The sequence below is a fragment of the Streptomyces sp. genome (genome assembly GCF_031178505.1).
GTDB lineage: Bacteria > Actinomycetota > Actinomycetes > Streptomycetales > Streptomycetaceae > Streptomyces > Streptomyces gulbargensis.
The window spans coordinates 1-21465 of the sequence record NZ_JAPSIW010000034.1 but is presented as its reverse complement, the minus strand read 5'-3'; the positions used below and the strand labels follow the sequence as shown (position 1 = coordinate 21465).

Annotated in this window: 19 protein-coding genes and 1 pseudogene; 7 read left to right on the top strand and 13 right to left on the bottom strand. The window is 72.4% G+C overall.

What is annotated here, in order from left to right:
* Positions 1–684 (top strand): annotated as a pseudogene (locus RIF68_RS05210) (hypothetical protein); the annotation flags it as partial.
* Here the strand turns inward: RIF68_RS05210 and RIF68_RS05205 are convergent.
* On the bottom strand, positions 671–2467 hold the full coding sequence (locus RIF68_RS05205) for a hypothetical protein (protein ID WP_309049928.1): 1797 nt from the start codon (positions 2465–2467) through the stop codon (positions 671–673). The pseudogene RIF68_RS05210 and the gene RIF68_RS05205 overlap by 14 nt on opposite strands.
* A gap of 44 nt (positions 2468–2511) precedes the next feature.
* Complete coding sequence (locus RIF68_RS05200; protein ID WP_375165673.1) at positions 2512–3456, bottom strand: fibronectin type III domain-containing protein; 945 nt, start codon at positions 3454–3456, stop codon at positions 2512–2514.
* 156 nt (positions 3457–3612) lie between these two features.
* Between RIF68_RS05200 and RIF68_RS05195 the strand changes: the two genes are divergently transcribed.
* A complete protein-coding gene (locus tag RIF68_RS05195) occupies positions 3613–4197 on the top strand; it encodes a hypothetical protein (RefSeq protein ID WP_309049926.1) in 585 nt (194 codons plus the stop codon).
* Positions 4198–4224: 27 nt separating this feature from the next.
* On the opposite strand, the gene RIF68_RS05190 is transcribed toward RIF68_RS05195, so the two are convergent.
* The 9 genes from RIF68_RS05190 to RIF68_RS05150 all read right to left on the bottom strand — a co-directional run bounded on the left by RIF68_RS05190 (position 4225) and on the right by RIF68_RS05150 (position 12241).
* Positions 4225–4875 carry an aspartate/glutamate racemase family protein gene (locus tag RIF68_RS05190; RefSeq protein ID WP_309049925.1) on the bottom strand — a complete coding sequence of 217 codons (651 nt, stop codon included), beginning with the start codon at positions 4873–4875 and terminating at the stop codon, positions 4225–4227.
* Between the two features lie 65 nt (positions 4876–4940).
* The gene (locus RIF68_RS05185) at positions 4941–6290 is read right to left on the bottom strand and encodes a nucleobase:cation symporter-2 family protein (RefSeq protein WP_309049931.1); all 1350 of its coding nucleotides are present in this window, start codon (positions 6288–6290) and stop codon (positions 4941–4943) included.
* Between the two features lie 394 nt (positions 6291–6684).
* Positions 6685–8076, bottom strand: coding sequence for an 8-oxoguanine deaminase (locus RIF68_RS05180; protein WP_309049924.1), 1392 nt, complete (start codon positions 8074–8076; stop codon positions 6685–6687).
* A gap of 48 nt (positions 8077–8124) precedes the next feature.
* Positions 8125–9531, bottom strand: a complete 1407-nt coding sequence (locus RIF68_RS05175) for a nucleobase:cation symporter-2 family protein (RefSeq protein WP_309049923.1) — start codon at positions 9529–9531, stop codon at positions 8125–8127.
* 74 nt (positions 9532–9605) lie between these two features.
* Positions 9606–10529 carry a factor-independent urate hydroxylase gene (pucL, locus tag RIF68_RS05170; RefSeq protein ID WP_309049922.1) on the bottom strand — a complete coding sequence of 308 codons (924 nt, stop codon included), beginning with the start codon at positions 10527–10529 and terminating at the stop codon, positions 9606–9608.
* Positions 10530–10534: 5 nt separating this feature from the next.
* The gene (uraH, locus tag RIF68_RS05165; RefSeq protein ID WP_309049921.1) at positions 10535–10942 is read right to left on the bottom strand and encodes a hydroxyisourate hydrolase; all 408 of its coding nucleotides are present in this window, start codon (positions 10940–10942) and stop codon (positions 10535–10537) included.
* On the bottom strand, positions 10939–11451 hold the full coding sequence (gene uraD, locus RIF68_RS05160; protein WP_309049920.1) for a 2-oxo-4-hydroxy-4-carboxy-5-ureidoimidazoline decarboxylase: 513 nt from the start codon (positions 11449–11451) through the stop codon (positions 10939–10941). The genes uraH and uraD overlap by 4 nt, the downstream gene beginning before the upstream one ends.
* A 155-nt stretch (positions 11452–11606) precedes the next feature.
* Entirely contained in the window at positions 11607–11945 is a 339-nt protein-coding gene (locus RIF68_RS05155; RefSeq protein WP_309049930.1) for a helix-turn-helix domain-containing protein, read from the bottom strand.
* Between the two features lie 44 nt (positions 11946–11989).
* Entirely contained in the window at positions 11990–12241 is a 252-nt protein-coding gene (locus tag RIF68_RS05150; protein ID WP_309049929.1) for a hypothetical protein, read from the bottom strand.
* Positions 12242–12380: 139 nt separating this feature from the next.
* Between RIF68_RS05150 and RIF68_RS05145 the strand changes: the two genes are divergently transcribed.
* From RIF68_RS05145 to RIF68_RS05130, 4 genes are all read left to right on the top strand, one after another.
* Positions 12381–13214, top strand: coding sequence for a TIM barrel protein (locus tag RIF68_RS05145; protein WP_309049919.1), 834 nt, complete (start codon positions 12381–12383; stop codon positions 13212–13214).
* 47 nt (positions 13215–13261) lie between these two features.
* Positions 13262–14155 (top strand): 2-hydroxy-3-oxopropionate reductase, encoded by an 894-nt coding sequence (locus tag RIF68_RS05140; protein ID WP_309049918.1) that lies wholly within the window; start codon positions 13262–13264, stop codon positions 14153–14155.
* Positions 14156–14348: 193 nt separating this feature from the next.
* On the top strand, positions 14349–15806 hold the full coding sequence (locus tag RIF68_RS05135; protein ID WP_309049917.1) for a catalase: 1458 nt from the start codon (positions 14349–14351) through the stop codon (positions 15804–15806).
* Positions 15807–16277: 471 nt separating this feature from the next.
* Positions 16278–16961 carry an HNH endonuclease family protein gene (locus RIF68_RS05130; protein WP_309049916.1) on the top strand — a complete coding sequence of 228 codons (684 nt, stop codon included), beginning with the start codon at positions 16278–16280 and terminating at the stop codon, positions 16959–16961.
* Here the strand turns inward: RIF68_RS05130 and RIF68_RS05125 are convergent.
* Positions 16867–18099, bottom strand: coding sequence for an MFS transporter (locus RIF68_RS05125; RefSeq protein WP_309049915.1), 1233 nt, complete (start codon positions 18097–18099; stop codon positions 16867–16869). The genes RIF68_RS05130 and RIF68_RS05125 overlap by 95 nt on opposite strands.
* 58 nt (positions 18100–18157) lie before the next feature.
* Here RIF68_RS05125 and RIF68_RS05120 point away from each other — a divergent pair, with 58 nt between their 5' ends.
* Positions 18158–19141 carry an ArsR family transcriptional regulator gene (locus RIF68_RS05120; protein ID WP_309049914.1) on the top strand — a complete coding sequence of 328 codons (984 nt, stop codon included), beginning with the start codon at positions 18158–18160 and terminating at the stop codon, positions 19139–19141.
* A gap of 141 nt (positions 19142–19282) precedes the next feature.
* Here RIF68_RS05120 and gcl read toward each other — a convergent pair whose 3' ends face one another.
* Positions 19283–21070 (bottom strand): glyoxylate carboligase, encoded by a 1788-nt coding sequence (gene gcl, locus RIF68_RS05115; RefSeq protein ID WP_309049913.1) that lies wholly within the window; start codon positions 21068–21070, stop codon positions 19283–19285.
* Positions 21071–21465 lie beyond the last annotated feature (395 nt).

Genomic DNA, 21465 nt, shown 5'->3' with positions numbered 1-21465 from the left:
GCGCTCTCCATCGGCGGCAACGACCTGGGCTTCGCCGACATCATCAGCACCTGCGCGACCGACTACATCGTCTGGTACTCCTACTGCCACGACGACCAGCAGGCCGAGGTCGACGCGAAGATCGACGGGGTGATGGCGGACGTCGGACGGTCCGTCGACGAGATCCGGGCGGTCATGACCGGCGCCGGCTACGCCGCCTCCGACTACCGGATCGTGCTCCAGTCGTACCCCTCCCCGATCCCCCGCGCCGCGGAGAACCGGTACGCCGAGAGCGGCTGGGCGCGCACCGACACCGGCGGCTGCCCCTTCTGGAACGCCGACTCGGACTGGGCCCGCGACTCCCTCGTGCCGCAGATCGCCGGCCGCCTGAAGCAGGTCGCGGTCGCCAAGGGCGTGCAGTTCATGGACCTGCGGGACGCCCTGCAGGGCCGGGAGGTGTGCGCGAAGGCGAGCCGTCAGGTCACCTCGACGGCGCCGCCCTCGGCCGCCACGAGCGAATGGGCGCGGTGGATCGACAGCCAGAGCACCCAGGGCCTCGTGCAGGAGTCGATGCACCCCAGCTTCTACGGACAGCAGGCCCTCGGCCGCTGTCTGGCCCTGATCCACGCCACACCCACCGGAAACCACAGCTGCCGCAACACGGCGGGTGCCGGGGCCTCGGGCATGTACCTCACGGCAGGCTGATCCCGAGGGGGCCGAGGACCCGCTCGGCGGTGGGGCGGTCCGCCTCGGCCATCGCCCGGACCAGAGCGGCCGAGCCGCCCGGCCAGGCGGCCGCCGCCGCGTCGAAGGCGGCGCGCCGCGACTCCAGGGGGCCCTTCTTGCCGGGCAGGTGGTCCAGGACCCGCAGCGCCTTCGCCGAGGTGGGCACCCGCAGATGCTCGGCCGGCTCGCCGCGGGCGCGCAGCGCCTCGTACGCGCGGGCGCCGACGACCGGGTCGCCGAGGATGCCGCGCAGGGCGTCGGCCGGGGCGGTGCCCGTGTCGAGGAGCCCGAACAGGCCGCGTACGGCGGCGGCGTCCGGGGTGCCGGCGTGGACGGTGCCGAGCGCGGAGAGCAGCTCGGACCAGGCGTGTGCGGTGTCCACGCGCGCGTGGAGCCAGTCGGCGAGTACGCGCGCGGCGGCGGGCGCGGGCCAGCCGGCGGCCGCGGCGACCAGGGCCCGCGCGCTCCACCCGGCGGTCTCGGCGGCGTCGGGCGCGGCGACGCCGCGCACCCCCAGGAGGTAGCGGACGGCCCCCGCCCCGCGCGGGGTGAGCCCGAAGGCGTCACCGGTGCGGAAGACCAGTCCGGTGACGGCGAGCCGGTCGACGACGGCGGCCAGGTCGTGGGCCGGGCCGTCGAGCCGGGCCCGGTCGGCCTCGCTCGGCGCGGGGAGGCCGAGGAGCCGCACGAGCTCGGGCAGGGGCGGGGTGCGGTACGCGGCGGGGGCCTCGTCCGGCACGGTGACCGGCAGGTCCTCCAGCGCCGGGTCGACGGACCAGTCCTCGTACTCGGCGGCCTTGCGGGCGACGGACTCCGGGGTGCTGCCGCGCTGGTAGCTCACGTACAGCAGGTGCGGGGCCTCGCTCCCGAGGACTCCCGGGCCGCTTCGCGCCAGGTTTTCCACGGCGGCGGTGAGGGCGTCGGCGTCCTCCTCGACCGGGCCGGGTTCGATCGCGGGCGGCGGGGGGACGGGGATCTCGGGGTCGCCGTAGTAGTCGAGGTGCTCCCCCAGAAGGGCGTCGGCCAGGGCCAGATGGGGGAAGGCGTCGGGGCCGGGCGCGAACCGGGCGTAGGGTCCGGCGAGCTGTTCGGCGAGACCGGCCGCCGTCCACCGGTCGAGGAGCGCGGCGGCCACTCCGCCGATTCCGGCCGCGACGGTGTGGTCGTCGAGGAGCGGGCCGGCGGGCGGGGGCGCCCCGGCGTCCCGGACGTACGCCCGGGTGAGGGCCTCGGAGAGGAGGACGTCGGCGAGGGCGGTGCGGGCCATCAGGTCGGCGCGGCGCGCCCCGTCGGGCAGGGGCGCGCCGTCGAGCGAGCCGAGCCGGCCCCGGACGTCCTCCGGGTCGGTGAGGTCGGCGCCGCAGGACCGCAGGAGGGAGGCGTACCAGCGGTGCCAGGTGAGGTTGCCCGGGTCGCGCATGGCGCGCTCGAAGTCGGGGGCGCACTCGTCGACGGCGGCGGCGATGCGTTCGCGCAGCTCCTCGTCGAACCGTCCGGCCAGTTCGCCGAGGACGGCCGGGTAGGCGGCGAGCTCGCCGGGTGCCGCGTACACGAAGGTGGGCAGGTCCTCCACGAGGAGCTGCCGGACGAGGGCGGGCGTCGGTTCGGGCAGTCCGCTCGTGCGGTCGGCGCCGCGCAGGGCCAGCAGGCCCAGGACCGCCTCGGCGGCACGGGCGAAGGCGGGCTCGCGGTGCTCGGGCTTCCCGTCGAGGAGGGCGAGGAACCTGTCGAGTCCGGTGTTGGTGAGAACGGTCTCGGCCACGCTCCCAGGGTAGGTCCGGGGTGCGCCCGCGCGCCTGCGCAGGGTCATCGCACCACCACGGTCCGGGGTGCGGAGAAGTCGCCCCAGGTGCCGTCGGGGAGGCGGGCGCGCAGGGTGAGGGTGTGGCGGGTGCCCGGGGGGTCCTGGACGGTGAAGGTGTAGGTGGCGCGGCCGGCGGGCGGTGCGGCGCCCCAGACGATGGTGGTGGCGAAGCGGCCGTCGAGGTGGAGTTCGTGGTGGGTGACGGGGCGGCCGGTGCGGGGCGGGGTCCAGGTGAGGGTGACCGCGCCGCGGGCGGAGGTGGCGGTGAGGCCGGTGGGGGCGGTGTTGGCGGGTGCGCCGGGGGCGGGGGCGGTGGTGAGGTCGGCGTGCGGGCTGTCGGCCGAGGTGTTCTCGGCGGCGTCGCGGGCGCGGACGGTGAAGGAGTAGGCGGTGCCGGGGCGCAGGCCGGTGACGCGCGCGGTGGTGACGGTGCCGGGGGCGGTGTGGATCCGGACATCGGCCTGGTGGACGTCGTAGGCGGTGACGCGGGTGTCGTCGCGGGCCGGTGCCCAGGTGAGGACGGCGGCGCCGGAGCCGTCGGCGGCGGCGCGCAGGGAGGCGGGGGCGGTGGGGGGCGTGCGGTCCTCGGCGGCGGCGCGGAGGGTGGTGACGGAGACGGTGGCGCTGGGCGGGGAGACGTTTCCGGCGGCGTCGCGGGCGTGGACGGTGAACGTGTGGCGGGTGGCGGGGGTGAGGCCGACGACGTCGGTCATGAGGGAGGTGCCGGGCAGCTCCTTCACGGGGCGGCCGTCGCGGTGCACCACGTAGCCGGTGACGGCGCGGTCGTCGGTGGCCGCGCTCCACATGACGTGGACGGTGGTGGCGCTGCCCGAGGTGGCGGTGAGGCCGGTGGGGGCGATGGGGGCGCGGGTGTCCGGCGGCGGGGCGGCGGGGCCGGAGCAGGCGGTGAGCACGAGGGCGAGGAGCGGTGCCAGGGGCGTCAACAGGCTTGTGGCTAGCGGGCGTCGCACGGGCCGGCCTCCATCCGTCGGAATGGTCTGGACCTATATCCCACGAGGGGGTGGGGCGGGGCAAGGGGGCCGTTGTCAGTGGCGTGCGCTTCACTGGAATCGTCACTCTGAGTAATCGATCGAGGGGGAGCGGTGACGGATCGTACGACCTATGTGAGCCAGGCCGGGGTACGGCGGCGGGGCTGGACCGACGCGATGGTGCGGGAGCTGCTGGGCGCCCCGGACGTGCAGGGGCGCGACCCACGCCGCTTCTCGCTCACGCCGGTACGGCTGTACCTGCTGGCCCGGGTGGAGGCGGTGGAGCGGACACCGGAGTTCGCCGGCGCGGCGGCCGTCGCCGGGGCGGGTTCGGCGGCCTCGGTGGCGCTCGCCGACCGGCGCCGGGCCGCCGTGCTCGCCGCCATCGGCGCGGCGCCGATCGAGGTTCCCCGGCTGCCGGGCCCGGAGCTGGAACGGCGGGCGGTGCGCCACCGCCGTCTGCTGGCCGTCCGCGCCCCGGCCGGCGCCGCCCCGGGCCCCGGGGCGCTGGTCCGCTGGCAGGTGAGCTATCTGCGGCACGCCCTGTCCCGGTACGAGTCGCTGCTCGACGGCCTGTACGGGGACGGGGCGCGCGGGGAGGCCCGGAGGCTCCTGAACCGGCGCCTGTACGAGGCCATCGGCGCGGCGTACCCGGCTCTGGCGCGGGAGTGCCGCCGCCGCATCGCTCTGGAGCGGTGAGGAGGCTCGCGTGGCATCCGGAGGGGTTCAGAGGCGGGTCGACATCGCCGTGATCGCGCGGCAGGCGGCGGGGATCGGGGCCACCAGGCGGACCGGGACGTGGGGGCGCAGGCGCTCGGCCGCCTCGCCGAGCGGACCTCCGCCGATGACGACGGCCCGGGCGCCGTCCCGTTCGGCGCAGGCGCGCACCGCCCGTTCCAGGCGGTCGAGCAGCAGGGCCGGGTCGGCGGAGAGCCGCTCCGGGCTGCCCGCGGTGAGGCGCAGCCCGGTGCACCGGTCGGCGAGGCCGAGGGCGGTGACGCGCGCGGTGATCACGTCGGCGAGGAGCGGGGTGGTGGTGGCGATGCCGAACGGGGTGCCGTCGGTGGCGGCCTCCCGCAGGGCCGCCTCGCCGATGCCCACCACGGGGACGGGGGCCGCCGCGCGCAGCAGGTCGAGGCCCGGGTCGCCGAAGGCGGCGACGAGGAGCCCGGCGCAGTCGCCGCCGGCCGTGGCCCGGAGGCCGGCGGCGAGGACCTGCGGCGCGGCGGCGCGCAGGGCCTCGGGATCGGTGAGCACGGCGGGTCCGCGGCGGACGGTGACGCCCCGGACGGGGCGGTCCGGCCCCAGGGCCCGCCGGGCGAGGCCGGTCATCATCGCGGTCGTGGCGGTGGAGGTGTTGGGGTTGATCAGCACCACGGCCCCGGCCTCCGCGGCGTGCGCGGGGACCGGGGCGGTCGGGGGCGGGGTGGGGGCGGCGGGGCTCAGTGGACGTGCGCCGCCTTCGCCTCGCGGGTCCCGGAGATCTCCTCGCCGGGCTCCATGGGCGCGGTGACCTGGTCGTCGTCCTTGCGCCTGCCGAGGTGGTTGAAGACCACGTTGAGCAGGACGGCGGCGACGCAGCCGGTGGAGATGCCCGAGTCCAGGATGATCTTCGCCGTCTCCGGGAAGGAGTGGTAGAACTCCGGCTTCGTGATCGGGATGATGCCGACGGCCAGCGACACGGCCACGATCAGGACGTTGTTGTCCTTCTCCAGGCCGGCCTTGACCAGGGTCTGGATGCCGCTGGCGGCGACCGAGCCGAAGAGGACGACGCCCGCGCCGCCGAGCACCGGTCGCGGCACGACCGAGATCAGCGAGGCGGCGACCGGCGAGAGGCCCATCAGGACCAGGAAGCCGCCACCGCAGGCGACGACGAAGCGGCTGCGGATCCGGGTCATGGCGACCAGGCCGATGTTCTGCGCGAAGGCGCTGCACATGAAGCCGTTGAAGAGCGGGCTGATGGCGGAGCCGAGGGTGTCGGCGCGCAGTCCGGCCGCGATGGTCTTCTCGTCGGCGGGCCGGTCCACGATCTCGCCCAGCGCCAGCATGTCGGCGGTCGACTCCGTCATGGAGACCAGCATGACCACGCACATGGAGATGATCGCGGCGACGGCGAACTGGGGGGCGCCGAAGTGGAAGGGGGACGGGAAACCGACGATGTCGGCCTCGGCGACCGGCGAGAAGTCGGTGACGCCGAACGGTATGGCGATCAGCGTGCCGATGACCAGGCCGACGAGAACGGCGATCTGCTTGAGGAAGCCGCGCGTGAACCGGCGCAGGAGCAGCACCACGACGAGCGTGATGCCGGCGAGCGACAGGAAGGTCATCGAGCCGTAGTCGGACGCCTTGGGATCGGGCCCCTGCGCCCAGCCGAAGGCGACCGGGAGGAGGGAGACGCCGATGAGGGTGATGACGCTGCCGGTCACGACCGGCGGGAAGAACCGCACGAGGCGGGAGAACCAGGGCGCGGCGACGAAGCCGATGAGTCCGGCGACGATGATCGCACCGAAGATCACCGGAAGGGCGTCGGCCTTGTCCTCGGTGGTGTCGATGATCGCGAGCATGGGGGCGACACCGGCGAAGGTGACACCGTTGACGAACGGCAGACGGGCACCGATCTTCCAGACGCCGAGCGTCTGGAGGAAGGTGGCGAGGCCCGCGGTGAAGAGGCTGGCCCCGGTGAGGAACGTCAGTTCGGTGCCGGAGAGGCCCACGGCCGCTCCGACGATCAGGGGCGGGGCCACCACGCCCGCGTACATCGCGGCCACGTGCTGGAGACCGCTGGTGAGCATCTTGACGGGGGGCAGGGTCTCGTCGACCGGGTGCTTGGTCCGGTCTTCTGGGGCTGAGCCTGCGTCTGGCACATTGCGAACCTGGGGCTTGGCGGCCACGGCGGTTCCTCCGGTCGGTTACACGTCGGCGGCGACGAGGGTGTCAGGGAGGTGGTGCGTGCGGTGCGTGGTGCAGGAGGTGCGGCTCGTTGCGGGGGCGGTGCGGGTCGCGCCGGCGGAGGGGTCCGGCGCGCTGACGGGATGTCCGGTGGGGGTGCGGACGCGGGGTCACCGTCCCGGGAGGTGCCGTACGACTCTGCGTACGGCACCCCCCGGACCGGCTGCCGCGGACCCCGCTCGGGTCCGCGGCGACCGACCGGGGGCCGTCCCCCCCGGTCGGACTCCTGGGGGAGGATCAGCCCTGGGCCGCGATGCGGGCCAGGCGCTGGGACTCCGTGCGCGCCTCGCGCGCGATGGTGTCCTCGTCGACCGTGAGCAGGCGGTCGTTCTCGACGATCTGCTTGCCGTTGACGAAGGACGCGGTGACCGGAGCCGCCGCGCCGAAGACGATGGCGGTGACCGGGTCGGCGATCGTGGAGTGGGCGAGGCCGTCGATCTTCCAGAGGACGAAGTCGGCGAGCTTTCCGGCCTCCAGCGAACCGATGCTGTCCGCGCGGCCGAGGACCTGGGCACCGCCGAAGGTGCCGAGGCGCAGCGCCTGGCGGGCGTTGAGCGCGGCCTCGCGGTGCGCGCCGAGCCGGTTGATGAGGAGCGCGTTGCGCAGCTCGGTGTGGAGCTCGCCGGACTCGTTGGAGGCGGTGCCGTCGACGCCGAGGCCGACGGGGACGCCCGCCTTCAGCATGTCCGGGACGCGGGCGATGCCGGCGGCGAGGCGCGCGTTGGACGAGGGGCAGTGCGCCACACCGGTCTTCGTCCGGGCGAAGGCGGCGATGTCGGAGTCGTTCATGTGGACGCAGTGCGCCATCCACACGTCCTCGCCGAGGAAGCCGGTGGACTCGAAGTAGTCCGTGGGGCCCATGCCGAACAGCTCGTGGCAGAACTTCTCCTCCTCCACGGTCTCCGAGCCGTGGGTGTGCATCCGCACGCCGAGGCGCCGGCCGAGGGCCGCGCCCTCACGGAGCAGTTCGGTGGAGATGGAGAAGGGCGAGCAGGGGGCGACGGCGACCTGCGTCATCGAGTCGAAGGAGGCGTCGTGGTACTTCTTCACCGTCTCCTCGGTCGCGGCGAGCGCGCCCTCGGTCGTCTCGACGGCGAAGTCCGGCGGCAGGCCGCCGTCCTTCTCGCTGCGGTCCATGGAACCGCGGGCGAGGGTGAAGCGGACGCCCATCTCGGAGGCGGCGCCGATGATGGCGCCGGACAGGTCCCCGGACCCCACCGGGTACACGTAGTGGTGGTCCATGGCGGTGGTGACGCCGCCGCGCGCCATCATCGCGAGCGAGCCCCGGGCCGCGGCGCGCACCATCGGCTCGTCGATCCGCGCCCACGTCGGGTAGAGCGCGACCAGCCAGTTGAAGAGGTTGTGGTCGGTCGCCAGGCCCCGGGTGATCCACTGGTAGAAGTGGTGGTGGGTGTTGATCAGGCCCGGCGTGACCAGGTGGCCGGTGGCGTCGATCCGCCGGACCACGTTCTCCAGGCCCTCGGGGGCCCGTCCGGCGCCGATGGACTCGATCTTGTTGCCGGCGACGACGAGGTGGCCGGAGGCGTACTCGGTGTCGTGCGCGTCGACGGTCGCGATCGCCGCGTTCTCGATGACGGTCCGCTGGGGGGCTGCCGAAGGTGCTGCCATGGCGGTGCTTCCTTCATTCCTCTGGGGTGGGGTGGGCACGGCAGGACCCTAGGAGGATTTGAGTGCCGGGGCCGCCTGGCGGCTCCGGGTGCCGAGATGATGGAAGAACAGGTTCAGCAGGACGGCGACGAGCGCGCCCGCGCTGATGCCCGAGCCGAGCACGGTCTGCGCCCAGGCCGGGAAGCCGGCGTAGAAGGTGGGCGCGGCCAGCGGGATGATGCCCGCTCCGAGCGCGACGGCCACCAGGATGATGTTGGAGCTGTCGTCGAGCCCGGCTTCGGAGAGGGTACGGATGCCGCTGACCGCGATCGAGCCGAAGAGGACGATGCCGGCGCCGCCGAGGACGGGCATCGGCACCATGGAGACGACCGCGCCGAGCACGGGGAAGGCGCCGAGCACGAGCAGGGCGCCGCCGGCGACGGCGACCACGTACCGGGAGCGGACCCGGGTGAGCGAGACGACGCCGACGTTCTGCGCGAAGGCGGAGGTCGGGAAGCCGCCGAAGACGGGGCCGAGAAGCGTGGCGACGCCGTCGGTGCGCAGGCCGCGGGTGATGGTCCGGCCGTCGCTGGGCCGGTCGCAGATCTCTCCGAGGGCGAGCATGCCGGCGCTGGACTCCGTCATCAGGACCAGCATGACGATGCAGAGGGAGAGGATGGCGGCGGGCTGGAACTCGGGGGCGCCGAAGGCGAAGGGGGCGGGCAGCGCGGCGAGCGGGGCCTCGCGCAGGGCGCTGAAGTCCGCCATGCCGAAGGGGATCGCGGCCAGGGTGCCGATGAAGAGGCCGAGCAGGAGGGCGATCTGCTTGACGAAGCCCTTGCCGAAGCGCTGGAAGAGCAGGATGACGACGAGCGTGAAGGCGGCGAGCGCCAGGAACCTCATGGCGCCGAAGTCGCCCGCGGTGCGGTCGCCGCCCTGGGCCCAGCTGACGGGCACGGGCATCAGGGTGACCCCGATGAGGGTGATGACCACGCCGGTGACGAGCGGCGGGAAGAAGCGCAGGAGTCTGCCGAAGAAGGGTCCGACGGCGAGGCAGAAGACTCCGGCGACCATCACCGCGCCGTAGATCGCGGGGAGTTGGTGCCCGGGGGCGCTGGTCTCGGCGATGGCGAGCATCGGCGCGATGCCGGCGGAGGAGGCGGCGTTGACGAACGGGAGCCGGTTGCCGGCGAAGCGTCCGAGGCCGAGGGTCTGGAGGATGGTCGCGCAGCCGGCGATGAGCAGGCCGGCCGCGATGAGCCGGGTCATCCCGGCGGCGTCCAGGCCGGCCGCCTGGCCGATGATGAGCGGAGGGGTGACCACGCCGGCGTACATGGCGGCGATGTGCTGGAGAGCCGCGGGGACGAGCCGCGAGGCGGGGAGCTTTTCGTCCACCGGATGGACCTGGTGCTGGGTGTCCGGCGGGGTGGAACACGGGCTTTCGGCGAGCGCCGGCCCCTGTGCGGGCTGTGCCATGGGATGTTCCCTCCGGTCTGGTGCCGGCCCCCGCCCGGCTGCGGGCGGGCGGGGGCCGGTTCACTCAGTGCCGCTTAGAGGTTGGTCATGTCGACCGGGATCTGCGCCGTGGCGCCGTCCCGCAGGACCGTGGCCTCGATGAGGCCGTACATGCGGTCGGCGGCGTAGTAGACCTCGTTGTCGTTCTTCAGACCGAAGGGCTCGAGGTCGACCAGGAAGTGGTGCTTGTTCGGGAGCGAGAAGCGGACCTCGTCGATCTCCGAGCGGTGGTTGATGATGCGCGTCGCCATCTGGTACAGCGTCTGCTGGAGCGAGTACGAGTACGTCTCCGCGAAGGCCTCGAGCATGTGGCGCCTGGTCTGCTCGTAGGACCGCTCCCAGTTGGGCATGCGCTGGTCGTCGTCGGTCCAGTTGAACCGCCAGCGGCCGGACACCTGCGTCGCCAGGATGCGGTCGTACGCCTCCTGGAGGGTGGTGTACTTGTCCTTGATGTAGCCCCAGAACTCCGAGTTGGTGGAGTTCATGACGACCAGGTCCTTGAGGCCGGAGATGACCTCCCACTTCTGGCCGTCGTAGGTGATCTGGGTGACGCGGGTCTCCTGGCCCTTGCGGACGAAGGAGTGGTTCACCTCGTCGGCGCCGATGAACTTGGAGTTGGCCTCGGAGGTGGCGATGCGCTCCCAGGCGTACTCCTCGATGCGGATCCGGGCGCGCTTGATCGGCTCCTGGCTCGTCACGAAGTGGCGGGCGAGGTGGATGCCGAACTGCTCGGCGGACTCGATGCCGTACTCCTTGGCGAACGCGAAGACGGTGTTCTTCGTCGTGTCGGTGGGGAGGCAGTTGGCGTTGGAGCCGGTGAGGTGGACGTCGTCGAGGTCGCCGGAGAGGGCGACGGAGACGTTCAGGTCCTTGATGTGGTGGGTGGCGCCGTCCCGCGTGATCTTGACGACGCGGTTCTCTGCTTTGCCGTACTGGTTCTGGCCGAGAATCGTGGGCATGTCTGCTAGCTCCCTCGGTAAACGGAGTAGCCGAACGGGTTGAGCAGCAGTGGTACGTGGTAGTGCTCCCCCGGCACGACGGCGAACGTGATCGCCACCTCCGGGAAGAACGCGACCGCAGCACCACTGTCCCGATTCGCGGGGGCGTCCTGCTGCGCCTCGGCTTGCTTGTTCTGCTTGCTCAGGAAGTACGCCTCGGTCTCGAAGTCGAGACGTACGTGGGTGATGCCCTCCGGCAGGGCCGGGAGGTCCTTGCACCGTCCGTCCGCGTCGGTGGCGGAGCCGCCGAGCACGGTCCACGCCGCGTCGGAGCCGGCGCGGGCCGCGAGCGAGACGGCCACTCCCTCGGCGGGGCGGCCGATGCTGGTGTCCAGGATGTGTGTGGACACGGAGGCCGTGGTGTCGGTGCTCATGCGGTGTCTTCCTCCACGAGGCGGGTCAGGCGGATGCGGTTGATCTTGCCCAGTTCGGTGCGGACGATCTCGCGCTCCTCCTCGGGCGTGTTCCCGATCCGTTCCCGGATGGCGTCGCGCATCTGCTCGCCGGTCCTGCCGGTGGCGCAGATGAGGAAGACGTGCCCGAACTTCTCCTGGTAGGCCAGGTTGAGCTCGAGCATCTCGGCCTTGAGTTCCGCGGAGGCGCCGGCCATCCCGCTCTGTTCGCGGGAGGAGGTCGGGTCCCCGGCCTTCGGACGACCGATCGGCGGGTGCCCCGCCATCGCCTCGGCCAGATCCTCGGCGGTCAGCTCGGCCATGGCGGCGTCACTGGCGAGGAAGAGGGCTTCGGCGGTGGGGAAGGGGCGCTGGGCGAGGATCTTGCTCCCCCACGCCGAGCTGGAACACACCTCGTGGAGCGCGGCGACGGCGTCGCCGTCCGCCGAGGTGTTGAACCGGGCGAGGCCCGGTGTCGTACCTGAAGTCACGGGAAGCCTCCGTGGCTGTTTTTCGCTGTGCGTCGGACGGGCTGCGGATAGCTAACGCCCTCCGCAACAGCACGTCAACACTTTGTTGAAAACTCGGTCACACAAAAGCCGTCGTCCCGACATCCGGACGACGGCTTGTGGACGTACGTGATCAACTAACCGTCCTGGGCGGCCTTTTCCCTGTTCAGGGCGGTCTCCCGGTTCAGGTAGTTGTAGACGGTGAACCGGCTGACCCCGAGGGCGCCGGCCACCGTCTCCACTCCGTGCCGCACCGAGAAGGCACCCCGCGCCTCCAGGACCCGGACCACCTCCTGCTTGGCCTTGCGGTCCAACGCGGCCAGCGGCATCCCGTGCCGCCGTTCCATCGCCGCCAGGATGTGATCGAGGGATTCCGAGAGCTGCGGCAGCCGTACGGCGACCACCTCCTCGCCCTCCCAGGAGAGGACGACGTCGTCCGCCTCCGCCCGCTCGGGGCCGAGCAGCTCGGCCCCCATGGCGTCGGCCAGCGGCTTCACCGCGACGACCAAGGGGTGTTCGGTCACTTCTCGCCCTCCCCGATCACATTCACCTGGAGCGAGACCCGGGTCGCCCCGGCCGCGAGGGACTCGCGCAGCAGCCTGTCCACCGCGGTGAGCACCGCGTCGCCCCGGCCCTCCGCCGTGTTGCCGAAGGGACCGACGTCCACGGCGTCCAGGTCGGCCGACTGGATGACCTCACGGGCCACGACCGCGTGCGCCGGCGCCTCGTCGAGGTCGAACGGCTCGGTCGTGAACTCCACTCTCAAACGCACCATGCCCCCACGCTACGGGCCCGGCGCGGCCCGCGGCAGCCCCGGACCTGCGGGGACCTCTTGACAAGTACGCCGCTCGCCTTGCAGCATTCCGTCAGACAGAAACTTACTTCCGCAATACGGAAGGAGCGCACCCCTCATGGGATTCACGGACCAGCGCTTCGATGTGAACCTGTCGATCCTCTTCACGGAACTCCCGCTCCTGGAGCGCCCCGCGGCCGCCGCCGCGGCCGGCTTCACGGCGGTCGAGCTGTGGTGGCCCTGGATCGACACCGCCACCCCCGAGCAGAGCGAGCTCGACGCCCTCAAGAAGGCACTTGAGGACGCCGGGACCCAGCTGGTGGGGCTGAACTTCTACGCCGGACAGCTTCCCGGCCCGGACCGCGGCGCGGTCTCGGTGCCGGGCGAGGAGTCGGAGCGCTTCCGCGCCAACATCGACGTGGCGGCGGACTTCGCCGCCTCGGTCGGCTGCAAGGCGCTCAACGCGCTCTACGGCAACCGCGTCGAGGGCGTGGACCCCGCCACCCAGGACACCCTGGCCCTGGAGAACCTGGTGACGGCCGCCCGCGCCGCCGACCGGGTGGGCGCGATCCTCCTGATCGAGACCCTCAACAAGCCGGAGTCGCCGCTCTACCCGCTGGTGAGCGCCCCCTCCGCGATCGAGATCGTCGACAAGGTCAACGAGGCCACCGGGCTCGGCAACGCCAAGTTCCTGCTCGACATCTACCACCTGGCCATGAACGGCGAGGACGTCTCCCAGGTCATCGCCGCCTACGCGGACAAGACCGGTCACGTCCAGATCGCCGACATGCCGGGCCGCGGCGCCCCGGGGACCGGTGAACTGCCCCTGGAGCAGCTGCTCGACGAGCTGCGGAAGGCCGGTTACGACGGCTTCGTGGGCCTGGAGTACAAGGCCGCCGACGCCGCCGCCTCCTTCGGCTGGCTCCCCGCCGAGGCCCGCGCCGCCCGCTGACGCAGGACTTCTCCCCGTACCACCTTGTTTCGAGAGGCACCCTCCCCATGAGCAGCAACCTTCCCAAGATCGCCTGGATCGGCCTCGGCATCATGGGCTCGCCCATGTCCGAGAACCTGATCAAGGCCGGCTACTCGGTCACCGGCTACACCCTGGAGCAGGACAAGCTGGACCGTCTCGCCGCCGCGGGCGGCACGGCCGCCGGCTCGATCGCCGAGGCCGTCAAGGACGCCGACGTGGTCATCACCATGGTGCCGGCCTCCCCGCAGGTCGAGGCGATCGCCTACGGCCCCGAGGGCATCCTGGAGAACGCCAAGCAGGGCGCGCTGGTCATCGACATGTCGTCGATCACCCCGCAGACCTCGGTCGACCTGGCGAAGAACGCCAAGGAGAAGGGGATCCGCGTCATCGACGCCCCCGTCTCCGGCGGCGAGGCCGGCGCCATCGAGGCCGTCCTGTCCATCATGGTCGGCGGCGAGCGGGCCGACTTCGACGAGGCCCTCCCGATCCTCCAGGCGCTCGGCAAGACGATCGTCCTGTGCGGCCCGCACGGTTCCGGCCAGACGGTGAAGGCGGCCAACCAGCTCATCGTGGCCGTCAACATCCAGGCGTGCGCCGAGGCCGTGGTCTTCCTGGAGAAGTCCGGCGTGGACCTGGCCGCCGCCCTCGACGTCCTCAACGGCGGTCTGGCCGGCTCGACCGTGCTGACCCGCAAGAAGGACAACTTCCTGAACCGGGACTTCAAGCCCGGCTTCCGGATCGACCTGCACCACAAGGACATGGGCATCGTCACCGACGCCGCCCGCAACGTCGGCGCGGCCCTCCCGGTCGGTGCCGTCGTCGCCCAGCTCGTCGCCTCCCTGCGTGCGCAGGGCGACGGCGGCCTGGACCACTCGGCCCTGCTGCGCGCCGTCGAGCGTCTCTCCGGCCGGCAGGTCTGACCCCGCCCCCCGCCTCGCGGGGCCACGATTTCCGGGCGGCGGCGGCGCTGACACCTGTCCTGTCGCGCCCAGGCGCCGCCGCCGTCCGGAACACCAGCCTTCATTTTCAACAAACTGTTGACGTTGTTTGCCGGGCGTACTTACGCTCCAGAGCACTTCACCCAGCAGTGCAGCTCCCGTACGGAAGGTCACGATGTCGAAGCGCGTGCTTACGACCGAGTCCGGCGCCCCCGTCGCCGACAACCAGAACTCCGCCACCGCCGGCGTCGGTGGCCCCCTCCTGCTGCAGGACCAGCACCTGCTGGAGAAGCTGGCGCGCTTCAACCGTGAGCGCATCCCGGAGCGCGTGGTGCACGCCCGCGGTTCCGGCGCGTACGGCCACTTCGAGGTGACCGACGACGTCACCGCCTGGACGAAGGCGGCCTTCCTCTCCGAGGTCGGCAAGAAGACCGAGCTCTTCCTGCGCTTCTCCACCGTGGCCGACTCGCTCGGCGGCGCGGACGCGGTCCGTGACCCGCGCGGCTTCGCGGTGAAGTTCTACACCGAGGAGGGCAACTACGACCTCGTCGGCAACAACACCCCGGTGTTCTTCATCAAGGACCCGATCAAGTTCCCCGACTTCATCCACTCCCAGAAGCGCGACCCCTTCACGGGCAAGCAGGAGCCGGACAACGTCTGGGACTTCTGGGCGCACTCCCCCGAGGCCACCCACCAGATCACCTGGCTCATGGGCGACCGCGGCATCCCGGCCTCGTACCGTCACATGAACGGCTACGGCTCGCACACCTACCAGTGGACCAACGAGGCGGGCGAGGCCTTCTTCGTCAAGTACCACTTCAAGACGAACCAGGGCATCCGCTCCCTCTCCGCCGAGCAGGCCGCCGAGCTCGTCGGCAAGGACGCCAACTCGCACCAGACGGACCTGCTCCAGGCCATCGAGCGCGGCGTGAACCCCTCCTGGACCCTGTACGTCCAGGTCATGCCGGCCGCCGAGGCCGCGGACTACCGCTTCAACCCCTTCGACCTCACCAAGGTCTGGCCGCACGCGGACTACCCGCTGCAGCGCGTGGGCCGTCTGGTCCTCGACCGCAACCCGGACAACATCTTCGCCGAGGTCGAGCAGGCCGCGTTCTCCCCGAACAACTTCGTCCCGGGCATCGGCCCCTCGCCGGACAAGATGCTCCAGGGCCGCCTCTTCGCCTACGCCGACGCCCACCGCTACCGCCTCGGCGTCAACCACACCCAGCTGCCGGTCAACGCCCCGAAGGCGGCCGTGGTGGACAACTACGGCCGGGACGGCCTCATGGCCACCCGCTACGGCTCGCGTCACGACAAGAACTACGAGCCCAACTCGTACCAGGGCCCGGCGCAGACCGACACGCCGCTCTCGGCGCCGCTCGCCGTCCAGGGCTGGACCGGGAACCACGAGGCGCCGCAGCACACCAAGGACGACGACTTCTTCCAGGCCGGTGAGCTCTACCGCCTGATGTCCGAGGACGAGAAGAAGCGTCTGATCGCCAACATCGCCGGCGGCCTGTCCCAGGTTTCCCGCGAGGACGTCATCGAGAAGAACATCGCGCACTTCGCCGCGGCCGACCCCGAGTACGGCCGCCGTGTGGCCGAGGCGGTCAACGCCCTGCGCGAGGACTGACGTCCAGGCGGCACAAGGCTGCGTACGGCACCCGACGGGAGGTCGGTGCCGTACGCGGTCCGGACCGACGGCCCGGATGAGGGGTGGCCGGCGGACCGGACAGCGTGAGGACCGCGGCGGCGCCGAGCCAGTGCGGTGGTCAGGACCCCGGGCCCCCTTCTTGACCTGAAGGAAGGGGAACCGCCCGGACGTCCGTCGGCACCGCCGCGGTCCCAACGCCCTCCCCCCTCCCCGCCCCCTTGAGGGGCCCATGACTCCGCCCGGCGGCGCGAACGTCCTGTCGCGCCAGCCTCGTGCCGTCGGGCGGTCACGAACGAGAGCGCGGAACCAGGTTTACGGTCCCTGGTTCCGCGCTCTTTCACGTCCCCGGGGAGTCCAGCGCATCGTTTCTGCGGTGACGTGCCGTTCCCGGCCGGAGGAACGCACCGCGAAACGGCCCCCTCGGGCCCCCGCGCGCGCTATCCCATTGCCGTGATCAAGAACCCGTACGCGGTCAGGAACCTGGCGCGCGGTCTCGCCCCGCTCGCGCTGATCCTCTCCCCGCTCGCCGCCCCCTCCCCCGCCCTCTCCGCCGACGTGCTGTTCCTCCCCGACGCCCTGGGCCGGCTCACCGAGGCCGCCGAGGCCCCGGGCGGCTTCAAGGAATCCCACTTCCCGCACTGGAACAAGGGCGAGGACGCGGCCGACGGCTGCGACACCCGGGCCGAGGTGCTCCTCGACGAGGCCGCCGACGCCCCCACCGTCGGCGCCGGCTGCGCCCTCACGGGCGGCCGGTGGGTCTCGTACTACGACGGCCAGAGCGTCCGCGACCCGGCCGCGCTCCGCGTCGACCACCTCGTGCCGCTCGCGGAGGCCTGGGAGTCCGGGGCGTCCGCCTGGCCGGCGGCCCGCCGCGAGCGCTTCGCCAACGACCAGGGGGCGCCGGGCACGCTGGTCGCGGTCACCGCCCGCAGTCAGAGGGACAAGGCCGGCCGGGACCCCGCCGGGTGGGTGCCCGGGGAGCAGGCCGCCTACTGCCGCTACGTCGGCGAGTGGGTCGGCACCAAGCTGCGCTGGGACCTCAGCGTCGACGCGGCGGAGCTGGAGGCCCTGAAGCTGTTCGCCGACGGGCCGTGCGAGGAGACCGTCGTGGTCCGCTCGACGGCTCCTCGGTGAGCACCAGGGCCAGGGTGACGGCGAGGGAGGCCGCCGCGAGGACGGTGATCGCCGTGGCCGGCGTGGTGAGCTGGGCGACGGCTCCGGCGAGTGCCGCGCCGAGCCCCTGGAGGGCGAGCATGCCGGAGGCGTGCAACCCGAAGGCGTGGCCGACCAGTTCCGTCGGGACCAGGGCGGCCAGCCGCTCCTGGTGGAGCAGGCTCGCGCTGTAGCCGACGGCGGACACGGTCACGGCCGTGACGGCGAGCGGCAGCCCGGGACCGAGCGCGAAAAGGAGGTACGGGGCCGCCAGCAGCGCGTGCAGCGGCGCCGCGAACGAGCGGCGCCGCCCGGCCGGCAGGAACCGTCCGACGACGGTGTCCCCGGCCAGCATGCCGCACGCGGCGCAGGCGAACAGGAGCCCCGCGTGCCCGGGGTCGTACGGGACGAAGAGGGACTCGCAGCCGACGATCAGGCCGTTGGGCACCCACAGCGCCAGGTACACCCGGCGGCGCGGACGCGAGGACCACAGCCGGGCGTTGGTCCGCCAGGTCTCGCCCGGCGAGACCCGGCCGGTGGCCCGTGGCCGCCGGTCGCCGAGGCCGAACCGCGCGCAGAGGGCGGCCGGCAGGTAGCAGGCCGCGCCGACGAGGACGGCGCCGCGCGGGGAGAGCAGGGCGATGAGCAGGCCACCGGTGGCGAATCCCAGGATCTGGAAGAACCCTGCGGCCATGTTCAGGACCGACCGGCCGAGCAGAAGGTCCTCGCGCGGCAGGATCTCGGCGAGGAGCCCGTACCGGACGCCCCCGCCGAGCGAGGCCACCACACCCAGGACGAGGAGGAGCGCGAAGACGGCGCCCACCGGCAGCCCGGGCAGCGCCTGGAGCGCGGTGCCGCCCGCGAAGACCAGGGCGACGGCGGTGAGGGCGGTACGCGGCGGCAGCCGGTCCGCGGCGGAGAGCAGGGTGGTGGCGCCGAGGAGCTGGGCGAGCGAAGGGCCGAACATGGCGAGGGCCGACAGGAACGGCGATCCGGTCGCCCGGAGGACGAGGGTGGCGAGGCCGAGCCCGGTCACGGTCTGGGCGGCGGTGTGGGCGGCGCCGCCGAGGAAGAGCGGGGTGAACTCCGGCGTGCGGAAGAGGTCACGGTAGCGGGGCATGGAGCGGAGTCTCACCGGACCGCGGAGCCCCCGGTAATGTTTCGCGGGGAGGCGAAACATGGGCTGGTGGCGGATCGGTACGGACGCGCTGGCGGCGAGCAGGTTCGTCGTCTCTCCGCTCGCCGAGGCGACCGCCGCCCTGAAGACCCTGCACGCGGCGGCCGCCGCCCACCCGGGTGAGCGGGACTGGCTGACCGCCCATCTGCCCGCGTACCGGGCGCGCCTCGCCGCGGAACCGCTGGACGGGCTCCTCGTGCGGGCGGCCATCGGCCCGACCTGGAACGCCGACTTCCTGACGCCGACCCCGACGGGCGAACGCGAGCGGTCCTTCGAGGAGGAGGTCACGGCGGTCCGGGATGCCGGGCCGGAGGGCGCGGTGGAGCAGCTGGAGGTCGCGGTGGGCGGTCCCGTGCCCGAGCCGCTGCGTTCGGCGGACGATCTGCCGCGCCGGATGGCGGGCGTCCTGGAGTGGGTGTGGCGGGAGACGGTGCTGCCCGACTGGCCGCGTCGCCGCCGGATCCTGGAGGCCGATGTGGTGGCGCGGACCGCGCGGTTGGCGCGGGACGGCTGGGCGGCGGCGCTCGACGAGCTGTGCCCCGGGAAGACGCGCTGGCTGGGTGACGGCCGGCTCCAGGTCAATCCCCGCGCCTACCCGCCCCGTTCGGTCGACGACGGCCAACTGCTCTTCGTTCCCGTCACCCCGGCCCGGGGGTGGGTCTCCTGGGAGGGCTCCGAACGGTACGCGGTCGTCTACCCCTGCTCGGGCGCCCTGACGGACGCGACGGGGACGGTGGTGCCGCGCGCGCTGGGCGCGCTGCTCGGCGGGGCCCGCGCCGGGGTTCTCGTACGGCTCGCCTCACCGAAGTCCACCAGTCAGCTGGTGGCGCTCACCGGGCAGGGCCTCGGTTCGGTGGGGCGGCACCTGAAGGTGCTGCGCGACGCCGGGCTCGTCCGCGGGAGCCGGGCGGGCCGGTCGGTCCTGTACGAGTGGACGGAGGCGGGCGCCGCTCTGGTACGGGCCGGGCGGACCGGGGCCTCCTGAGGACGGGGCGCCTGGCCGGGCGGACCGGGGCCTCCTGAGGACGGGGCGCCTGAGGGAAGAGCCGGGCCCCCGCCCCGGTGCTCCTCGGGGCGGGGGCCCGGCGGCCCGCCGATCCGTACGGCGGGCCGTGACCCCTACGGATCAGACCTTGAGGGCCTTGATCGCGGTCGGCGCGTGGCCGGGCTCGGTCGCGAGCTCCTCGAACTCGGTGACGTCGCTCATGTCGACCGTCTTGCTCATCGCGATGTTGGTGATGCGCTCCAGGATCGCCTCGACGACGACCGGGACCTGGAACTCGACGGCCATCTTCTTGGCCTGCTCCAGGGCCTCGCCCAGCTTCTCCGGGTCCTCGACGCGGATCGCCTTGACGCCGAGGCCCTCGGCGACCTTGACGTGGTCGACGCCGTAGACGCCGATCTCCGGCGTGTTGATGTTCTCGAACTCCAGGTTGACCTCGAAGTTGATGCCGAGGCCGCCCTGCGCCTGCCGGATCAGGCCGAGGTAGGCGTTGTTCACGAGGACGTGGACGTAGGGGACCTTGTGCTGGGCGGCGACCGCCAGCTCCTCGATCATGAACTGGAAGTCGTAGTCGCCGGAGAGCGCGACGACCGGGGTCTCCGGGTCGGCGGTGGCGACGCCGATCGCGGCCGGGATGGTCCAGCCGAGCGGGCCCGCCTGGCCGCAGTTGATCCAGTGGCGCGGCTTGTAGACGTGCAGGAACTGCGCGGCGGCGATCTGTGAGAGACCGATGGTGGTGACGTAACGGGTCTCCGGGCCGAAGGCCTTGTTCATCTCCTCGTAGACGCGCTGCGGCTTCATCGGGATGTTCTCGAAGTGCGTGCGGCGCTGGAGGGTGGCCTTGCGCTCCTGCGCGGAGGCGGCCCAGGCGGTGAAGTCGGGGAGCTTGCCCCCGGCCTTCCACTCCTTGGCGATCTCGACGAAGAGTTCGAGCGCGGCCTTGGCGTCGGAGGCGATGCCGTAGTCCGGGGCGAAGATCTTGCCGAGCTGGGTGGGCTCGATGTCGACGTGGACGAACTTGCGGCCCTGGGTGTACGCGTCGAGGTTGTAGCCCGTGTGGCGGTTGGCCCAGCGGTTGCCGATGCCGAGGACGAGGTCCGACTCCAGGAAGGTCGCGTTGCCGTAGCGGTGCGCGGTCTGGACGCCGACCATGCCGGCGGCGAGCTCGTGGTCGTCGGGGATGGTGCCCCAGCCCATGAGGGTGGAGATGACCGGGATGCCGGTCAGCTCGGCGAACTCGACGAGCAGGTCGGAGGCGTCGGCGTTGATGATGCCGCCGCCGGCGACGATCAGCGGGCGCTCGGACTCCAGGAGGAAGCTCAGCGCCTTCTCGGCCTGGGCGCGGGTGGCCTGCGGCTTGTAGACCGGCAGCGGCTCGTAGGTCTCCGGGTCGAACTCGATCTCGGTCAGCTGGACGTCGATCGGCAGGTCGATGAGGACCGGGCCGGGGCGGCCGGAGCGCATCAGGTGGAAGGCCTGCTGGAAGACGCCGGGGACCTGCGCGGCCTCCAGGACGGTGGTGGCCTTCTTGGTGACCGGACCGGCGATGGAGGCGATGTCGACGGCCTGGAAGTCCTCCTTGTGGAGCTTCGAGACCGGAGCCTGGCCGGTGATGCAGAGGATCGGGATCGAGTCCGCGATGGCGGAGTAGAGGCCGGTGATCATGTCGGTGCCGGCCGGGCCGGAGGTGCCGATGCAGACACCGATGTTGCCGGCCTTGGCCCGGGTGTAGCCCTCGGCCATGTGGGAGGCGCCCTCGACGTGGCGGGCGAGCGTGTGGCTGATGCCCCCCACGTTCTTGAGCTCGCGGTAGAAGGGGTTGATCGCCGCGCCGGGCACGCCGAACGCGTTGGTGACGCCTTCGCGCTTGAGGATCTCAACGGCCGCTGCGGCGGCGGTCATACGAGGCATGGGAGTGCTCCTGCTTCGGCCGGGCGGAGGCAAGCGGGATTCTCGACTCGGGAGGCTCCGACGCTTGTTTCCGTAATGCGGAAATACTGTTCTGCTATACGGAAGCAATGTAGGTGGGGTCGCGGGGGTCGTCAAGAGAAGTCCGTACGCCGGGACGACCGATGTGGCCGAACACCCTCCCCCCGGGCCCGCGATGGGTGGACGATGGGACGGAGCGCGAGGGGGTTGGGTGTGGCTGAGTCGGTGGCGGTGCGCTGTTCGGAGTGCCTGCGGACCCAGGGGTACACGGCGCCCGTCTTCCCCTGCGCGTGCGGGAGCCCGGTGACCCCGCCGGTGATCGCGGGCACGACGGCCCTGCCGATCACCCACCGGAACTGGGCGGACGAATGGGTCAC

Excerpts from the sequence above, each read along its gene's own strand:
- gcl (WP_309049913.1), bottom strand. The coding sequence starts at position 21,070 with ATGCCTCGTATGACCGCCGCCGCAGCGGCCGTTGAGATCCTCAAGCGC.
- RIF68_RS05155 (WP_309049930.1), bottom strand. The coding sequence starts at position 11,945 with ATGGGGGCCGAGCTGCTCGGCCCCGAGCGGGCGGAGGCGGACGACGTC.
- RIF68_RS05180 (WP_309049924.1), bottom strand. The coding sequence starts at position 8,076 with ATGGCAGCACCTTCGGCAGCCCCCCAGCGGACCGTCATCGAGAACGCG.
- RIF68_RS05140 (WP_309049918.1), top strand. The coding sequence starts at position 13,262 with ATGAGCAGCAACCTTCCCAAGATCGCCTGGATCGGCCTCGGCATCATG.
- uraH (WP_309049921.1), bottom strand. The coding sequence starts at position 10,942 with ATGAGCACCGACACCACGGCCTCCGTGTCCACACACATCCTGGACACC.
- RIF68_RS05135 (WP_309049917.1), top strand. The coding sequence starts at position 14,349 with ATGTCGAAGCGCGTGCTTACGACCGAGTCCGGCGCCCCCGTCGCCGAC.
- pucL (WP_309049922.1), bottom strand. The coding sequence starts at position 10,529 with ATGCCCACGATTCTCGGCCAGAACCAGTACGGCAAAGCAGAGAACCGC.
- RIF68_RS05145 (WP_309049919.1), top strand. The coding sequence starts at position 12,381 with ATGGGATTCACGGACCAGCGCTTCGATGTGAACCTGTCGATCCTCTTC.
- RIF68_RS05120 (WP_309049914.1), top strand. The coding sequence starts at position 18,158 with ATGGGCTGGTGGCGGATCGGTACGGACGCGCTGGCGGCGAGCAGGTTC.
- RIF68_RS05125 (WP_309049915.1), bottom strand. The coding sequence starts at position 18,099 with ATGCCCCGCTACCGTGACCTCTTCCGCACGCCGGAGTTCACCCCGCTC.
- RIF68_RS05175 (WP_309049923.1), bottom strand. The coding sequence starts at position 9,531 with ATGGCACAGCCCGCACAGGGGCCGGCGCTCGCCGAAAGCCCGTGTTCC.
- RIF68_RS05185 (WP_309049931.1), bottom strand. The coding sequence starts at position 6,290 with ATGCTCACCAGCGGTCTCCAGCACGTGGCCGCGATGTACGCGGGCGTG.